Source organism: Streptomyces sp. NPDC048182 (assembly GCF_043202555.1).
GTDB lineage: Bacteria > Actinomycetota > Actinomycetes > Streptomycetales > Streptomycetaceae > Streptomyces.
On the sequence record NZ_JBIDAQ010000009.1, the window covers coordinates 1 to 15,818 of the forward strand.

12 protein-coding genes and 3 pseudogenes are annotated in these 15,818 nt (G+C 71.6%); 5 read left to right on the forward strand and 10 right to left on the reverse strand.

What is annotated here, in order from left to right; all coding sequences use genetic code 11:
* Positions 1–324: 324 nt before the first annotated feature.
* From ACGFZL_RS18700 to ACGFZL_RS18715, 4 genes and pseudogenes are all read right to left on the reverse strand, one after another.
* A complete protein-coding gene (locus tag ACGFZL_RS18700) occupies positions 325–2,010 on the reverse strand; it encodes a ribonuclease J (RefSeq protein ID WP_355176547.1) in 1,686 nt (561 codons plus the stop codon).
* Between the two features lie 169 nt (positions 2,011–2,179).
* Entirely contained in the window at positions 2,180–3,079 is a 900-nt protein-coding gene (dapA, locus tag ACGFZL_RS18705; RefSeq protein WP_355176549.1) for a 4-hydroxy-tetrahydrodipicolinate synthase, read from the reverse strand.
* Positions 3,080–3,291: 212 nt separating this feature from the next.
* Positions 3,292–3,741, reverse strand: a pseudogene (thyX, locus tag ACGFZL_RS18710) (FAD-dependent thymidylate synthase); the annotation flags it as partial.
* A 60-nt stretch (positions 3,742–3,801) separates the two neighbouring features.
* Positions 3,802–4,941, reverse strand: a pseudogene (locus tag ACGFZL_RS18715) (FAD-dependent thymidylate synthase); the annotation flags it as partial.
* A 205-nt stretch (positions 4,942–5,146) separates the two neighbouring features.
* Between ACGFZL_RS18715 and ACGFZL_RS18720 the strand changes: the two are divergent.
* On the forward strand, positions 5,147–5,395 hold the full coding sequence (locus ACGFZL_RS18720; protein ID WP_355176553.1) for a hypothetical protein: 249 nt from the start codon (positions 5,147–5,149) through the stop codon (positions 5,393–5,395).
* Between the two features lie 97 nt (positions 5,396–5,492).
* Positions 5,493–6,050, forward strand: coding sequence for a hypothetical protein (locus ACGFZL_RS18725; protein ID WP_355176555.1), 558 nt, complete (start codon positions 5,493–5,495; stop codon positions 6,048–6,050).
* A gap of 18 nt (positions 6,051–6,068) precedes the next feature.
* Here the strand turns inward: ACGFZL_RS18725 and ACGFZL_RS18730 are convergent, their stop codons facing one another.
* The 5 genes from ACGFZL_RS18730 to rpsO all read right to left on the reverse strand — a co-directional run bounded on the left by ACGFZL_RS18730 (position 6,069) and on the right by rpsO (position 11,568).
* A complete protein-coding gene (locus ACGFZL_RS18730; protein WP_355176557.1) occupies positions 6,069–6,524 on the reverse strand; it encodes a hypothetical protein in 456 nt (151 codons plus the stop codon).
* Between the two features lie 40 nt (positions 6,525–6,564).
* The gene (gene dapB, locus ACGFZL_RS18735; protein WP_393692987.1) at positions 6,565–7,317 is read right to left on the reverse strand and encodes a 4-hydroxy-tetrahydrodipicolinate reductase; all 753 of its coding nucleotides are present in this window, start codon (positions 7,315–7,317) and stop codon (positions 6,565–6,567) included.
* 48 nt (positions 7,318–7,365) lie between these two features.
* On the reverse strand, positions 7,366–8,745 hold the full coding sequence (locus ACGFZL_RS18740; RefSeq protein WP_393692989.1) for a M16 family metallopeptidase: 1,380 nt from the start codon (positions 8,743–8,745) through the stop codon (positions 7,366–7,368).
* Positions 8,742–10,961 carry a polyribonucleotide nucleotidyltransferase gene (locus ACGFZL_RS18745; protein ID WP_393692991.1) on the reverse strand — a complete coding sequence of 740 codons (2,220 nt, stop codon included), beginning with the start codon at positions 10,959–10,961 and terminating at the stop codon, positions 8,742–8,744. The genes ACGFZL_RS18740 and ACGFZL_RS18745 overlap by 4 nt, the downstream gene beginning before the upstream one ends.
* 319 nt (positions 10,962–11,280) lie before the next feature.
* Positions 11,281–11,568 carry a 30S ribosomal protein S15 gene (gene rpsO, locus ACGFZL_RS18750; protein ID WP_064730122.1) on the reverse strand — a complete coding sequence of 96 codons (288 nt, stop codon included), beginning with the start codon at positions 11,566–11,568 and terminating at the stop codon, positions 11,281–11,283.
* A gap of 280 nt (positions 11,569–11,848) precedes the next feature.
* Between rpsO and ACGFZL_RS18755 the strand changes: the two genes are divergently transcribed.
* Positions 11,849–12,190 (forward strand): DUF397 domain-containing protein, encoded by a 342-nt coding sequence (locus tag ACGFZL_RS18755; RefSeq protein WP_355176565.1) that lies wholly within the window; start codon positions 11,849–11,851, stop codon positions 12,188–12,190.
* Between the two features lie 319 nt (positions 12,191–12,509).
* Positions 12,510–12,671: pseudogene (locus ACGFZL_RS18760) on the forward strand (SCO5717 family growth-regulating ATPase); the annotation flags it as partial.
* Between the two features lie 23 nt (positions 12,672–12,694).
* Here the strand turns inward: ACGFZL_RS18760 and ACGFZL_RS18765 are convergent.
* The gene (locus ACGFZL_RS18765; RefSeq protein WP_393693360.1) at positions 12,695–12,862 is read right to left on the reverse strand and encodes a hypothetical protein; all 168 of its coding nucleotides are present in this window, start codon (positions 12,860–12,862) and stop codon (positions 12,695–12,697) included.
* A gap of 322 nt (positions 12,863–13,184) precedes the next feature.
* Here ACGFZL_RS18765 and ACGFZL_RS18770 point away from each other — a divergent pair, with 322 nt between their 5' ends.
* Positions 13,185–15,806: an AAA family ATPase gene (locus ACGFZL_RS18770; RefSeq protein WP_393693330.1), complete on the forward strand. Its 2,622-nt coding sequence runs from the start codon at positions 13,185–13,187 to the stop codon at positions 15,804–15,806.
* Positions 15,807–15,818 lie beyond the last annotated feature (12 nt).

Below are 15,818 nucleotides of genomic sequence, written 5' to 3' on the forward strand. Positions count from 1 at the left end.
TCAAGGAACGGTCGCTTCCTTTGTACTCACCCTCTCGGGCTTTCCTCCGGGCTTCCCTTCGGTCTTGCGTTTCCGACTCTATCAGATCTTTCCGACCCGATTTCCTCGGTGCTTTCCAGGTTCTCGCTTTCGCGTTTCCCTTTCCGGCGGTTCCGACTTTATCAGAGATTCTGAGTCGGATTTCCCGCCCCCTGGGCGACTCCGACCCACGAAGTGATCGGGTGCCCTGCCGAGCGCAGTTGCAAACCTACTGGAGCGGGCCGCCCCGATGCAAATCGGGGCGGCCCGCTCCTCGTTGACGCCGACTCGGGAGCCGACGGGTCGTCAGACCTCCACGACGACCGGCAGGATCATCGGCCGGCGTCGGTAGGTGTCCGACACCCACTTGCCGAGGGTCCGGCGGATCAGCTGCTGGAGCTGGTGCGGCTCCACCACGCCGTCCTGCGCCGAACGCTCCAGCGCCTCCGTGACCTTCGGCAGCACCGCGGTGAACGCCGAGTCCTCGATGCCGGAGCCTCGGGCCTGGACATGCGGGCCACCGGTGATCTTGCCGGTGGAGGAGTCGATGACGACGAAGACCGAGATGATGCCCTCGTCCCCAAGGATCTTGCGGTCCTTCAGGGCCGGCTCGCCCACGTCGCCGACCGAGAGGCCGTCCACGTAGACGTAGCCCGCCTGGACCTTGCCGACGATCTTCGCCTTGCCGCCGACCAGGTCCACGACCACGCCGTCCTCGGCGATGACGATGCGGTCGTGCGGGACGCCGGTGAGGGCGCCCAGTTCGGCGTTGGCGCGCAGGTGGCGCCATTCGCCGTGCACCGGCATCAGGTTGCGCGGGCGGCAGATGTTGTAGAAGTACAGCAGCTCGCCGGCCGACGCGTGGCCCGAGACGTGGACCTTGGCGTTGCCCTTGTGGACGACGTTGGCGCCCCAGCGGGTGAGGCCGTTGATCACGCGGTAGACCGCGTTCTCGTTGCCCGGGATGAGGGACGAGGCCAGGATCACCGTGTCGCCGTCGACGATGCGGATCTGGTGGTCGCGGTTGGCCATGCGGGACAGGGCGGCCATCGGTTCGCCCTGGGAGCCCGTGCAGACCAGGACGACCTCACTGTCCGGGAGGTCGTCGAGGGTCTTGACGTCCACCACCAGGCCCGGCGGGACCTTCAGGTAGCCGAGGTCACGGGCGATGCCCATGTTCCGGACCATGGAACGGCCGACGAAGGCGACCCGGCGGCCGTATTCGTAGGCGGCGTCCAGGATCTGCTGGATGCGGTGGACGTGGCTGGCGAAGCTGGCCACGATGATCCGCTTGTTGGCATTGGCGAAGACCTGGCGCAGCACGTTGGAGATGTCGCGCTCGGGCGGGACGAAGCCCGGGACCTCGGCGTTCGTGGAGTCGGAGAGGAGGAGGTCGATGCCCTCCTCGCTCAGCCGGGCGAAGGCGTGCAGGTCGGTGAGGCGGCGGTCCAGCGGGAGCTGGTCCATCTTGAAGTCACCGGTGTGCACGACCATGCCGGCCGGCGTGCGGATGGCGACGGCCAGGGCGTCCGGGATGGAGTGGTTGACCGCGACGAACTCGCAGTCGAAGGGGCCGACGCGCTCGCGGTTCCCCTCCGCCACCTCGAGGGTGTACGGGCGGATGCGGTGTTCCTGGAGCTTGGCCTCGATGAGGGCCAGGGTCAGCTTGGAGCCGATCAGCGGAATGTCCGGCTTCTCGCGGAGCAGGAAGGGGACGCCGCCGATGTGGTCCTCGTGACCGTGGGTGAGGACGATGCCCTCGATGTCGTCGAGGCGGTCCCTGATGGACGTGAAGTCCGGCAGGATCAGGTCGATGCCGGGCTGCTCCTCTTCGGGGAAGAGCACGCCGCAGTCGACGATCAGCAGACGGCCGCCGTATTCGAAGACCGTCATGTTGCGGCCGATCTCGCCCAGGCCGCCGAGGGGAGTGACCCGGAGGCCGCCCTTGGGGAGCGCCGGGGGCCGGCCCAGTTCGGGGTGCGGATGACTCAAAAGACTCTCCTCACCACACGCGCCACGTACCGGTAGGGCACGTGGCGCGCGTGACGTTCGTGCAGAAGCAGTTGTCTGGGTGGGTGGTGCGGGCACCGGTGGCCCGCGTATTCAGTTGTGAAGTCCGTGCGCCGCGGTCGTGCTTCGTGCGGTGGTGCCAAGTCCGTTGTCAGAGCTGTACCCCGCCGGCGGCAAGATCGATCTTGAGCTGCTCGGTCTCCTCGTCGGTGAGGCCGATCATGGGCGCGCGCAGCGGGCCCGCGGGCAGTCCCTGGAGGGCGAGGGCGGCCTTGGTGGTCATGACGCCCTGGGTGCGGAACATGCCGGTGAAGACCGGGAGCAGCCGCTGGTGGATCTCCAGTGCCTTCTGTACGTCACCGGAGACGAAGGCGTCCACCATGGCGCGCAGGTCGGGGGTGACGACATGGCCGACGACGGAGACGAAGCCGACGGCGCCGACGGAGAGCAGGGGGAGGTTGAGCATGTCGTCGCCGGAGTACCAGGCGAGGCCGGAGCGGGCGATGGCCCAGCTGGCGCGGCCGAGGTCGCCCTTGGCGTCCTTGTTGGCGACGATGCGCGGGTGTTCGGCGAGCCGGACCAGGGTCTCGGTGTTGATCGGGACGCCGCTGCGGCCGGGGATGTCGTAGAGCATGACCGGCAGCTCGGAGGCGTCGGCGATGGCCCGGAAGTGCTGGTACAGGCCCTCCTGCGGGGGCTTGTTGTAGTACGGCGTGACCAGGAGCAGGCCGTGGGCGCCGGTGCGCTCGGCGGCGTGGGCCAGCTCGATGCTGTGCCGGGTGTTGTTCGTGCCGACGCCGGCGACGACGTGGGCCCGGTCGCCGACGGCCTCCAGGACGGCTCGTACGAGGTCCGCTTTCTCCGCGTCGCTGGTGGTCGGGGACTCGCCGGTGGTGCCGTTGACGATCAGGCCGTCGTTGCCCGCGTCCACCAGGTGGGTGGCGAGCCGCTGGGCGCCGTCGAGGTCGAGTGCGCCGTCCGCCGTGAACGGCGTGACCATGGCGGTGAGGACCCGCCCGAAGGGGGTCTGCGGAGTGGAGGTCGGAGCCATGGGTTACACGCTACTCGTTGCTCTGGGCGGGGTCTGCCCTCGGGGGAGGCCGCAGGTCGGGACAGAGGAGGAGGAGCCCGGCACTGCCTGCTCGGGGGTTCAAGCAGTGCCGGGTCCCTTTGATCAGGCTAGATGAACTTCTCGGAACGCCGCAATACGGACACTTCAGGCGGCTGATGCGCACATGCGTGCCCGCGCGGCGTCGGGGCGTGTCAGGGGGCGACGCGACCGTTGGCGTTGAACGCGGCGTAGGTGAGCGGCATGAGCCGGGCCCACTCGGCCTCCATCTTCTCGCCGACCATCTCGATCTCGCGCTGCGGGAAGGACGGCACCTTCGCCAGCTCGTGCTGGGTGCGCAGGCCGAGGAAGTGCATCAGCGAGCGCGCGTTGCAGGTGGCGTACATCGAGGAGAAGAGGCCCACGGGCAGCACGGCACGGGCGACCTCGCGGGCGACGCCGGCGGCGAGCATCTCCTGGTACGTCCGGTAGGCCTGGACGTAGGAGTCCTCCATGGCACGGCTGACCAGGTCGTGCTGCTCGGGGGTGCCCTCGACGAAGACGTACTTGCCGGGGCGGCCCTGCTGCACCAGCTTGCGGTCGGTGCCGGGGGCGTAGAAGACGGGCTGGAGCTCGCGGTAACGGCCCGACTCCTCGTTGTAGGAGTTGTGCACGACGATGCCGTTGGCCAGGAAATTGTGCCAGGGGCCCTCGACGGAGAGGTCGTAGGTCATCTCCTCCCCGTCGTCCTCGATGCCGAGGATCCGGTCCGCGACCGCCTTCGCGACCTTGCCGCCCCGCCGTGCCAACGCCTGCTCTCCAGCACTCTTGACCGCATGGCAGGGCTCACAGGCGGGAGCGAGGTTCTTCTCGTCGAGAGCCCGAGTCAGGTCACGTACCACGGGGACGACGTGGTCGAGAGCGAGCTGGTCGCGAGGGAAGTCCTGCCCGCAGAGATGACAGGCGTCGACCTCCTTGATCAGCTCCTTGCGCCGCATGGCGGTCCACACTCCGATGCCTCGCCGCAGGCTGGGCGGAACGAGGGCTTGCGACGGGCGCGGACCGGTGCCCGCGGCCATGACCGAGTCGCCGACGGTGAGCTCTCCCGCCTTGCACCATCCCTCGGGCGTGAGCACCGCGTGGTCCACCGTGCAGCGGAGAACCTTTCCCGAAGCAGTGGTAATCCTGATCAGCTGTTTGACGCCGGACTGGATGACGTCGACGATCCTGGCGCGCTGGGCGAGCATCGTCTCCTCGTCGTAGCAGCGCACGTGGTTGCGGCGGACGGACTCGAGCTTGCGCAGACGAGTGCTGGGGTGCAGCTCGCGGAATTCCGACACGGCCGATTCGGCCGCCTCGCGGCTTTCGTGGAGCCCCAGGTAGTGGTTGGTCTCGCCTCGCCTGACCTGCGCCATCCATTTACCGGCCCGGCCGTGCCAGGTGACCCCGCCGGCGGAGTGAGGCAGTCGGTCCTCGACTCCGGTGTGCCAGAGGCTGTACAGCTCCGCGATGGTGCGTCGGCGAAGGTTGCCGGCTTCACTCTCCAGTGTGATCTCGGTGTCACCGGCGATGCACCAGCCCACGCGGTGGCGCATGAATTCGCGGAAGACGAAGATCGGGGCGCTGATGAGGAAGGTCATCGAGTTGTGCTCGAAGGGGCTGCCGTGGCGGTCCCGCACCAGGTAGTTGATCAGGCCCTTGGAGCGCTCGGGGTCCTTGCTCAGCTCGTCCAGGGACTGTTCGCCCTGGGTGGAGACCCGGGCGGCGAAGAGCACGTCGGAGTCGGTGGCGCTGCTCTTGACCAGCTCGACGGTGACGTCGCTGCGCAGTTCGATCTTGTGGTCGTCGGCGGGGGTGTCGCTCACGGTGTGCGGGGCCTTCCATCGTCTCGCTCTGGGCGAAAGCCACTCTACGGCGGACCGGTGACAGCCCTTCGCCGCCCGGCCAAACGGGGCGATCGGTGCCGGTCCGCATGTAAGTCGGTGAAACAGGGCACCAGCGGGGGAGTTCGTTCGTCTGTATCAGTGACAGCGATCCTCGAACCCCCGATCCAGAAGGAGACGCACCTCCATGTTCCGCCGGCGCGAATCCGTCCCGTTTGCCTTCGTCGCCGAAGCCGACGCGTTCCGCAGTAACGTCGCTCCCCCGCCCCGCCAGAAGGGGTCCCGCGGCGAGCGTGCCGGGCGCTGGCTGTTCGGGCTGACCGTCACCGCCGGGCTGGCCGGCGCCCTGCTGATAGGGCTGCCCGCCATGTCCGCCGACCACCCGGGCTCGCACAAGGATCCGTCCCAGGCGTCTCGGACCTCCGACGGGCATTGACGCGGGCGCCACCCGGGCCCCGATGGTGGTGACCGGGGACACAGATCGGTAGCCTCACCGGGCACAGCACATGCCACGGAGCGAGTGAGGACCAGCCGTGCCCCTGCCCTTCCTGACGGCCGACCCTGCCTTCGAGGCGGCCGACGACGTCGCGCTGCCGTACGACGACCGCGACCAGTGGCGCCGGCCCTACCGGCCCGGCCCCTATCGGGTGGGGGCGGCGGCGGTGATGCTGCTGTTCGCCTCGTTCGTGCTGTTCGCGGCGGTCGTCATCGCGGTCACCGACTCGGTTTCCGGGGCCGTCGCCGTCTTCGGCTTCGCGCTGGTCGTCATCGCCGCTGCCCTGCGGCTGCTGCGCGTGGGCGTGTGGGTGAGCGCGCGCGGGCTGCGCCAGGTGGGTTTCCTCAGCACGCGTACCGTGGCCTGGCAGCAGGTGGGCGGCGTGCGCACCGTGCAGCAGCCGGTGCGCTGGCTGGGGCTGCCGCGCACGGTGCAGGGGCAGGCGCTGCTCCTTGACCGGCGGGGCGACCGGTCGGCCGAGGCCCGGCCCGCGCTGCTGACCTCGCACAACGCGGACTTCCTCGCGCGGGAGGACGCCTTCGACCGGGCCGCCGACGCCGTGGAGGCGTGGGCCGCGGAATACCGGCGGGGCTGAGCCCCGTACGAGGGTCGGTCAGGCGGGTTGGACCGGCTTGCCGTCGTGCAGGGCGATCGCCCGCTGCATGGCCTTGCGGGCGCGTGGGGTGTCCCGGGCGTCGTGGTAGGCGACGGCGAGGCGGAACCAGCTGCGCCAGTCGTCCGGGGCCGACTCCGTCTCGGCGCGGCGCCGGGCGAAGACCTCATCGGCCGAGTCCCGGTCGATGCGGCCGGCGGCGGTCCGCTTCAGCTCGTCGACGGGCAGCGCGCCCTCGGCGTCCAATTCGGCCGCCAGGGCGTTGGCCCGGCGTACGAACTGGGTGTTCTTCCACAGGAACCACAGGCCGATGAACGGCAGGATCAGCACCGCCACGCCGAAGGTGACGGTGACGGGCGCGCCGTCCTCGATGAGGAGCACGCCGCGGCTGCCGACCAGGACGAAGTAGAAGACCAGGACGGCGGCCGTGACTATGTAGGTGATCTTCGCGCGCATCTCAGACGTCAGTCTCGGTTCAGGTTTCTGATTCAGGTCTCTAGCTCAGGTCCAGGAAGTGTTCCAGGCCGAAGGTGAGGCCCGGGGTGCGCACCACGCGCCGTGCGCCCAGCAGGATGCCGGGCATGAAGCTGCTGTGGTGCAGGGAGTCGTGCCGCAGGGTGAGGGTCTCGCCGTCGCCGCCGAGGAGGACCTCCTGGTGGGCGAGGAGCCCGCGCAGCCGCACGGCGTGGACCGGGACGCCGTCGACGTCGGCGCCGCGTGCGCCGTCCAGGGCCGTCGCGGTGGCGTCCGGCGCCGGGGCGGAGCCGGCCTTGCGGCGGGCCTCGGCGATGAGCTGGGCGGTGCGGGTGGCGGTGCCGGACGGGGCGTCCACCTTCTTCGGGTGGTGCAGCTCGATGACCTCGACGGACTCGAAGTACGGGGCCGCGAGCTGCGCGAACCGCATGGTCAGCACGGCCCCGATGGAGAAGTTCGGCGCGATGAGCACGCCGGTCTCCGGGGAGGCTTCGAGCCAGCCGCGCAGCCGCGTGAGGCGGTCCTCGGTCCAGCCGGTGGTGCCGACGACGGCGTGGATGCCATGGCGGACGCAGAAGTCGAGGTTGTCCATCACCGAGTCGGGGGTGGTCAGCTCGACGGCGACCTGGGCGCCGGAGGCGGTGAGCGCCTCCAGGGAGTCGCCGCGGCCGAGGGCGGCGACCAGCTCCAGGTCCTCGGCGGCCTCCACGGCCCGCACGGCCTCGGAGCCGATCCGGCCCTTGGCGCCGAGGACGGCCACGCGCAGCTTGCTCATGTTCCTGCTTCCTGCTTCCTTGCCGATGGGTGTCAGGACCGACGGGTGTCAGGCGACGGCGTCGTGCAGCCGGGCAGCCTGCTTGTCCTTCAGCGGGCCGATCACCGACAGCGACGGCCGGCGCCCCAGGACGTCGCGGGCGACGGCGCGGATCTCGTCGGGCGTGACCGAGGCTATCCGGGCCAGCATCTCGTCCACCGACATCTGCTCGCCCCAGCACAGCTCGCTCTTGCCGATGCGGTTCATCAGCGCGCCGGTGTCCTCCAGGCCGAGGACCGTGGAGCCCTGGAGCTGGCCGACGGCGCGGCCGATCTCGTCGTCGGTCAGGCCGTGCTCGGCGACGTGGTCCAGTTCGTCGCGGCAGATCTTCAGCACGTCGTGCACCTGGGAGGGCCGGCAGCCGGCGTAGACGCCGAAGAGGCCACAGTCGGCGAAGCCGGAGGTGTAGGAGTACACGCTGTAGGCCAGGCCGCGCTTCTCGCGGACCTCCTGGAAGAGGCGGGAGGACATGCCGCCGCCCAGAGCGGTGTTCAGGACGCCGAGGGCCCAGCGGCGCTCGTCGGTGCGGGCGAGGCCCGGCATGCCGAGGATGACGTGCGCCTGCTCGGTCTTGCGGCCGACCAGCTCGACCCGCCCGGCGGCACGCAGGGTGCGCCGGCCGGCGCGCGGGGCGATGGGCGCGGCGACCGCCTCGCGGAAGGCGCCGGCCTTGTCGAAGGCGGCGCGGACCTGGCGTACCACCTTGTCGTGGTCGACGTTGCCCGCGCAGGCGACGACCAGGTGCGTGGGGTCGTAGTGCTTCTTGTAGAAGCGGCGGATGCGGTCGGCGGTGAGGGCGTTGACCGTGTCGACGGTGCCGAGGACGGGGCGGCCGAGGGCGTTGTCGCCGAACATGGTGTGCGCGAACAGGTCGTGCACCATGTCACCGGCGTCGTCCTCGGTCATGGCGATCTCTTCGAGGATGGCGCCGCGCTCGACGTCGACGTCCTCCTGGCGGATCAGCGAGCCGGTGAGCATGTCGCAGACCACGTCGATGGCGAGCGGCAGGTCGGTGTCGAGCACGCGCGCGTAGTAGCACGTGTACTCCTTGGCCGTGAACGCGTTCATCTCGCCACCGACCGCGTCGATCGCGGCGGAGATGTCGAGGGCGGAGCGGCGCGCGGTGCCCTTGAAGAGCAGGTGCTCCAGGTAGTGCGTGGCGCCGTTCAGGGCGGGCGTCTCGTCGCGGGAGCCGACGTGCGCCCAGATGCCGAAGGTGGCGGAGCGGACGGTGGGCAGGGTCTCGGTGACGATGCGCAGGCCGCCCGGGAGGGTGGTGCGGCGGACCGTGCCGGCGCCGTGCTCGCCCTTGATGAGGGTTTGGGTACGGGCGACGGCCCGCGCCTCCGAGGAGGTGCGGGCCGTCGCCTGGGAGCCACGGGACGTCACTGGTCGGCGTCGTCCTTCTTCTCGTCCGCGCCGTCCTCGCCCTCGACCACGGGGATCAGGGAGAGCTTGCCGCGGGAGTCGATCTCGGCGATCTCGACCTGGACCTTCTGGCCGACTCCGAGCACGTCCTCGACGTTCTCCACGCGCTTGCCGCCGGCGAGCTTGCGGATCTGCGAGATGTGCAGCAGGCCGTCCTTGCCCGGGAGCAGGGAGACGAACGCGCCGAAGGTGGTCGTCTTGACGACCGTGCCCAGGTAGCGCTCGCCGACCTCCGGCATGGTCGGGTTGGCGATGCCGTTGATCGTGGCGCGGGCGGCCTCGGCGGCCGGGCCGTCGGCGGCACCGATGTAGATGGTGCCGTCGTCCTCGATCGTGATGTCGGCGCCGGTGTCCTCCTGGATCTGGTTGATCATCTTGCCCTTGGGGCCGATGACCTCACCGATCTTGTCGACCGGGATCTTGACGGTGATGATCCGCGGCGCGTTCGGGGACATCTCGTCCGGCGTGTCGATCGCTTCCATCATCACGTCGAGGATGTGGAGGCGGGCGTCGCGGGCCTGCTTGAGGGCCGCGGCCAGGACGGAGGCGGGGATGCCGTCCAGCTTGGTGTCGAGCTGGAGGGCGGTCACGAACTCCTTGGTGCCGGCGACCTTGAAGTCCATGTCGCCGAAGGCGTCCTCCGCACCGAGGATGTCGGTGAGGGCGACGTAGTGCGTCTCGCCGCCGATCTCCTGGGAGATCAGACCCATGGCGATGCCGGCGACGGGGGCCTTGAGCGGCACACCGGCGTTCAGCAGGGACATGGTGGAGGCGCAGACCGAGCCCATGGACGTCGAGCCGTTGGAGCCGAGGGCCTCGGACACCTGGCGGATCGCATAGGGGAACTCCTCGCGGGTCGGCAGCACCGGCACGATGGCGCGCTCGGCGAGGGCGCCGTGGCCGATCTCGCGGCGCTTCGGGGAGCCGACGCGGCCGGTCTCGCCGACGGAGTACGGCGGGAAGTTGTAGTTGTGCATGTAGCGCTTGCGGGTCACCGGGGAGAGGGTGTCCAGCTGCTGCTCCATGCGGAGCATGTTCAGGGTGGTGACGCCCAGGATCTGGGTCTCGCCACGCTCGAACAGCGCCGAGCCGTGCACGCGCGGGATGGCCTCGACCTCGGCGGCCAGGGTGCGGATGTCGGTGACACCGCGGCCGTCGATGCGCTTCTTCTCCTTGATGACGCGCTCGCGCACCAGGGACTTGGTCAGCGCGCGGTACGCGGCGGAGATCTCCTTCTCGCGGCCCTCGAACTGCGGCAGCAGCTTCTCGGCGGCCAGACCCTTGACGCGGTCCAGCTCGGCCTCGCGATCCTGCTTGCCGGCGATGGTGAGCGCCTGCGTCAGCTCGGGGCGGACGGCGCCGGTGAGCGCGGTCAGGACGTCGTCCTGGTAGTCCAGGAAGACCGGGAACTCGCCGGTCGGCTTGGCGGCCTTGGCGGCGAGGTCGGCCTGGGCGCGGCACAGCACCTTGATGAAGGGCTTCGCGGCGTCGAGACCGGCGGCGACGACCTCCTCGGTGGGGGCCTCGGCGCCGCCCTCGACCAGCTTGATGGTCTTCTCGGTGGCCTCGGCCTCGACCATCATGATCGCGACGTCGCCGTCCTCCAGGGCGCGGCCCGCGACGACCATGTCGAAGACGGCGTCCTCGAGCTCGGTGTGCGTCGGGAAGGCCACCCACTGGCCGCGGATCAGCGCGACGCGGACGCCGCCGATCGGGCCGGAGAAGGGCAGGCCGGCCAGCTGCGTGGACGCGGAGGCGGCGTTGATCGCCACGACGTCGTACAGGTGGTCGGGGTTGAGGGCCATGATCGTGGCGACGACCTGGATCTCGTTGCGCAGGCCCTTCTTGAAGGACGGGCGCAGCGGGCGGTCGATCAGGCGGCAGGTGAGGACGGCGTCCTCGGAGGGGCGGCCCTCGCGGCGGAAGAAGCTGCCGGGGATCTTGCCGGCGGCGTACATCCGCTCCTCGACGTCCACCGTGAGGGGGAAGAAGTCGAGCTGGTCCTTGGGGTTCTTCGAGGCGCTGGTGGCCGACAGCACCATGGTGTCGTCGTCCAGGTACGCCACGGCGGAGCCGGCGGCCTGCTTGGCCAGGCGGCCCGTCTCGAAGCGGATGGTGCGGGTGCCGAAGGCGCCGTTGTCGATGACGGCCTCGGCGTAGTGGGTCTCGTTCTCCACCAGTGGGTTCTCCGTTACTTGTCTGCGTGTCGTCTTTTGTCCCGCTCGCCCGTGTGGCGGGGGACGGTGGCGGAGAAGCGCCTCGTTCGTGCGGGCCGGTCTTCGATCGAAGCCCTCGGGTCTCTCGCCCGGGGGCCACTACCGAGGACCGGCGGCGGCGAGGTGCGCTTCCCCTCGTACTGTGTGCTCTTCTCGTACTGCTTCTGCGTCGTACGTCGTGCGGTGTTCCGCTACCACATTACAAAGCGGATGCTCCGGCGCGCACGTACAGCAAAGGGAGCGGCCCCCGAACGATGGGAACCGCTCCCTCCACGATGTCCTACTTGGCGCCCGCCGCACCGCGGCGGATGCCGAGGCGCTCGACCAGCGCGCGGAAGCGCTGGATGTCCTTCTTGGCGAGGTACTGGAGCAGGCGGCGGCGCTGACCGACGAGGATCAGCAGGCCGCGGCGGGAGTGGTGGTCGTGCTTGTGGGTCTTGAGGTGCTCCGTCAGGTCGGAGATCCGACGGGAGAGCAGCGCGACCTGGACCTCGGGGGAGCCGGTGTCGCCCTCCTTGGTACCGAACTCGGAGACGATCTGCTTCTTCACTGCGGCGTCGAGCGACACGCGTACTCCTCTTAGTGTGTGCGTGGGCCTTCGAGCGCCCCCGGTCTGCTTCTCGGGGGGACTTCCGTGACTCGGAAGGCGGGGATCCGTCGGTCGCGGCCTCCGGGGCCTTCGCTCCGGGGGCGCGTACACATACGGCCGTCACACAGCGTACCAGCCGGGCGGGCGCCGTTTCCCCACCGCTGTGGATACGGACATCGGCGAACCGCTGACCAGCGGCGACGGCGCCCAGTAGGCTGACGCCCAGCCCGCCCGCACAGCAGGAAGGACCGGAGCCGCGATGGCCGACGCCCAGGACGCAGAACTGAAGGCCCGCAAGGATCGGGAGAGGGACGAGTTGTACGCCCTCGACATCTCCGGCGTCGAATGGCACTGCGCGCCCGGCACCGAGGAGCACGAGGAGCGGGTGGAGATCGCCTACCTCCCCGAGGGCGCCGTGGCCATGCGGTCCTCCCTCGAACCGGAGACCGTGCTGCGCTACACGGAGGCCGAGTGGACGGCCTTCGTGCTCGGTGCGCGGGACGGCGAGTTCGACCTGGAGCCGAGCGTGCGCAACGGCGGGCTGCCCGCCCCCGAGGACGCGGACGCGGACGCGCGTGCGGACACGGAGGGTGCGCGGTAGCGGTCGGCCGGCCGCGTACGCGGGGTGGTGGGACCCGGCCCGGACGGGCGGGTTCCGCCACCCCGTCGTCGTTTGCGGGGGTTTCGGGGGAAGTGCGACATGGCGGGCTCACGCTGACCTGTGGACGGGCCTGCCGTGGCGGGGTACCCGGTGATTAGGCTGGGTCCGGGGTGACGCCGGATCCCGTGGAGGGGCGTCGGCGTCCCGGGGGGAGAGCCGGTGGAGCCGGACGGTCCCCGGGCGGCCTCGGACGACATCGACGGACAGCAAGGGCCGCTCCCCGCACGGCGCGTAGGGGCCGGCCGCATCGGGAGGAACTGTGAGCAGCGATCGGGACGGGATCCGCGGGGGCTGGGGGACACCCGGCGATGACCAGCCCGACGCGGAGTCCGCTACGGGGTCGACGTCGGAGTCCGCCGCGGAGCCGACGTCGCCGGCGCCCGGGTCCTCGGCGGCCTCGCGGGCGGAGTCGGCCGCCGAGACGACCGGTGAGTTCACCATCGACTACGCGCCGCCCGCCTGGTACACGCAGAACGCGGGGGACTCCGCCCCGCCCAGCAGGCCCCGGCCGGTGCCGCCGCTGCCGGGGCTCACGCCGCCGGCGCACGCGATCGACCCGAGCGGGCCGTCCGCGCTGCCGCCGCAGGCCCCGCCGGCGCCGGCTCCCTTCACTCCCCCGCCCCCGCCGCCGGTCGCCCCGGGCGCGCCCTTCACACCGCCCGCGCCGCCGGCGCCGCCGGCCGGGGGGCCCGCGGGGGTGCCCAGGCTTCCGGTGGGGAGCGGTTTCGAGCCGCAGCGGCCGGCGGTGGCGGAGAGGCCGACCGGGCCGGCGGAGCCGGGGGTGCGGGCGGTGCCCGAGCCCGGGGCTTGGGCTGGGGCTGGGGCTGGGGCGGTGGCTGAGCCGGAGCCTCTTGCCGAGCCCGTGGCTGAGCCTGAGCCCGTTGCCTCGCCTGATCCCGAGTCCGAGGCCGACCTCGTGACCCACCGGGCGCAGGTGACCGAGCCGAAGCCCGCGGCCCAGCCGGAGCCGGTGGCCGAGCCGGTGGCCGCGGTCCGGCCGGAGCCCATTGCCGAGCCCGTGGCTGAGCCGGAGCCGTTCGCCTCGCCCGATCCCGAGTCCGACCTCGTGACCCACCGGACGCAGGCGACCGAGCCTGAGCCCGCGGCCCAGCCCGGGTCCTTTGCTGAGTTCGAGCCCGACCCCGAGGCCCAGCCGGCGCCCCTTGCCTCGCCCGAGCCCGCGGCCAAGCCGGAGCCCGCGGCCCAGCCGGAACCGGTGGCCGAGCCGGAGGCAGATGCGGAGGCCGTGACAGTCGAGGAGCCGGAGGTCGAGCGGTCCTCCTCGGCGCCCGAGGCGGTCGAGTCCGACGCCGGCTCGGCGACGGCCGTGCCGAGCATTCCGGTGGGCGGGTACGGATTCCCGGCCCCGGTCACCCGCCCCGCCGAGGAGCCGGCGCGGCGGGACGAGCCCTCCGACGAGGCCGAGCCGGAGAACGGGGACCTCGGGGGCGGCGCCACCATGCGGTTCTCCGCGGCGGCGCTGCGCCGGGAGATCGCCGAGCACGCCTCCGCCGATGGGCGGGACGAGCCGAAGCAGCCCGAGGCAGCGGACGAACCCGCCGAGGTGACCGACGAGGCCGCGGACGGCGACTACCGAGGCGGCCGGCAGGCCGTCGCGGACGTCGCTCCCGAGCCCGAGGACGCGGTGCCGGCCACCGCCGAGGAGCCCCAGGACGCGCCGCCCCCGGCATGGGGCAGCACGCCCCCGGCGCCCCCGTCTCCCCCGGCGTACCCGCCCACCGCCCCCGCGCCCGCCGACCAGTGGCCCGCGCGGGAGCCGGCGCCCCCGGCCCCCGAGCGTCCGCACGTGCCCGCCCAGCAGCCGCCCTTCCAACCGCAGGCCCCGCAGCCGGCGCCCGCAGCCTGGCACCCGGCGCCCGCCCCTGCCCCGGCCGCTCCCGCCTACGGCTTCCAGCACCCGGCAGCCGGCCCGACGGCCCCCCAGCCCCAGCCCCAGCCGCAGCCCCACTCCCCCGCCCCCCAGCCCGGCGCGTACGGCTTCCCGCAGCAACCGCAGGCCCAGCAGGCCCCGCAGCCCCAGCCCCCGGCGTCGCCCCAGCAGCCGTTCGCCGGGCAGCAGCCGCCCCAGGCCACCCCGCCCCGAGCGCCGGAGCAGCCCCAGCAGCCGCTCCCGCACGCCCCGCAGCCCCACCCGCAGTCCCGACCCCAGCCGCACAGCGACCCCGCGCAGCCGCCCCAGGCCGCCCAGCCGCCCCACCTGCCCCAGCAGCCGCACCCTGAGGCCCCTCAGGCCCCCCAGCCCCCCGCGGACCCCCGGCTCGGCACCGCCTGGCCGCAGCCCATACAGCACGACCAGCGCCAGCCCACCAACCCCGGTGCGGCCCCGCTCGGTTACACCGCGGCCGTGGAGCTGTCGTCCGACCGGCTGCTCAACAAGCGGCAGAAGGCGAAGAGCAGCCGCCCCGCCGCGGGCGGTTCGCGGTTCCGGCTCGGCGGCAAGAAGGAGGAGGCCGAGCGGCAGCGGAAGCTGGACCTGATCCGCACCCCGGTCCTGTCCTGCTACCGCATCGCCGTCATCAGCCTCAAGGGCGGTGTCGGCAAGACGACCACCACCACCGCGCTGGGCTCGACGCTCGCCACCGAGCGCCAGGACAAGATCCTCGCCATCGACGCCAACCCGGACGCCGGCACGCTGGGCCGCCGGGTGCGCCGCGAGACCGGGGCCACCATCCGCGACCTCGTCCAGGCGATCCCTTACCTCAACTCGTACATGGACATCCGGCGCTTCACCTCGCAGGCCTCCTCCGGCCTGGAGATCATCGCCAACGACGTCGACCCGGCCGTCTCCACGGCCTTCAACGACGAGGACTACCGGCGTGCGATCGACGTGCTCGGGCGGCAGTACCCGATCATCCTGACCGACTCCGGTACCGGTCTGCTGTACAGCGCCATGCGCGGGGTGCTCGACCTCGCCGATCAGCTGATCATCATCTCCACCCCGTCCGTGGACGGCGCGTCCAGCGCCAGCACCACGCTGGACTGGCTGTCCGCGCACGGCTACGCCGACCTGGTCTCCCGGTCCCTCACCGTCATCTCCGGGGTGCGCGAGACCGGCAAGATGATCAAGGTGGACGACATCGTCGGGCACTTCCAGACCCGGTGCCGGGGCGTGGTCGTGGTGCCGTTCGACGAGCACCTGGCCGCCGGCGCGGAGGTCGACCTGGACATGATGCGGCCCAAGGTGCGGGAGGCGTACTTCAACCTCGCGGCACTGGTCGCCGAGGACTTCGTCCGCCACCAGCAGTCGCACGGCCTGTGGACGTCGGACGGCAACCCGCCCCCGGTCGCCGCGCCGCCCATGCCGGGCCAGTACCACCCCGGGCAGCAGCCCCAACCCCAGCAGCAGCCCCACCCGCAGCAGCAACAGCCGTACCCGCAGCAGCCGCAGCAGCCCGGCCAGCCCTACCCGCCGCAGCCCCAGCAACCCCAGCCCCCGCAGCCGTACGCACAGCCCCAGCCCCAGCCCCAGCCGGGCCAGCCCTACCCGCCGGCCGGCTACGGCTACCCGCAGCAGCCCCAGCCCCCGCAGCAGTAGGACCACCCCACG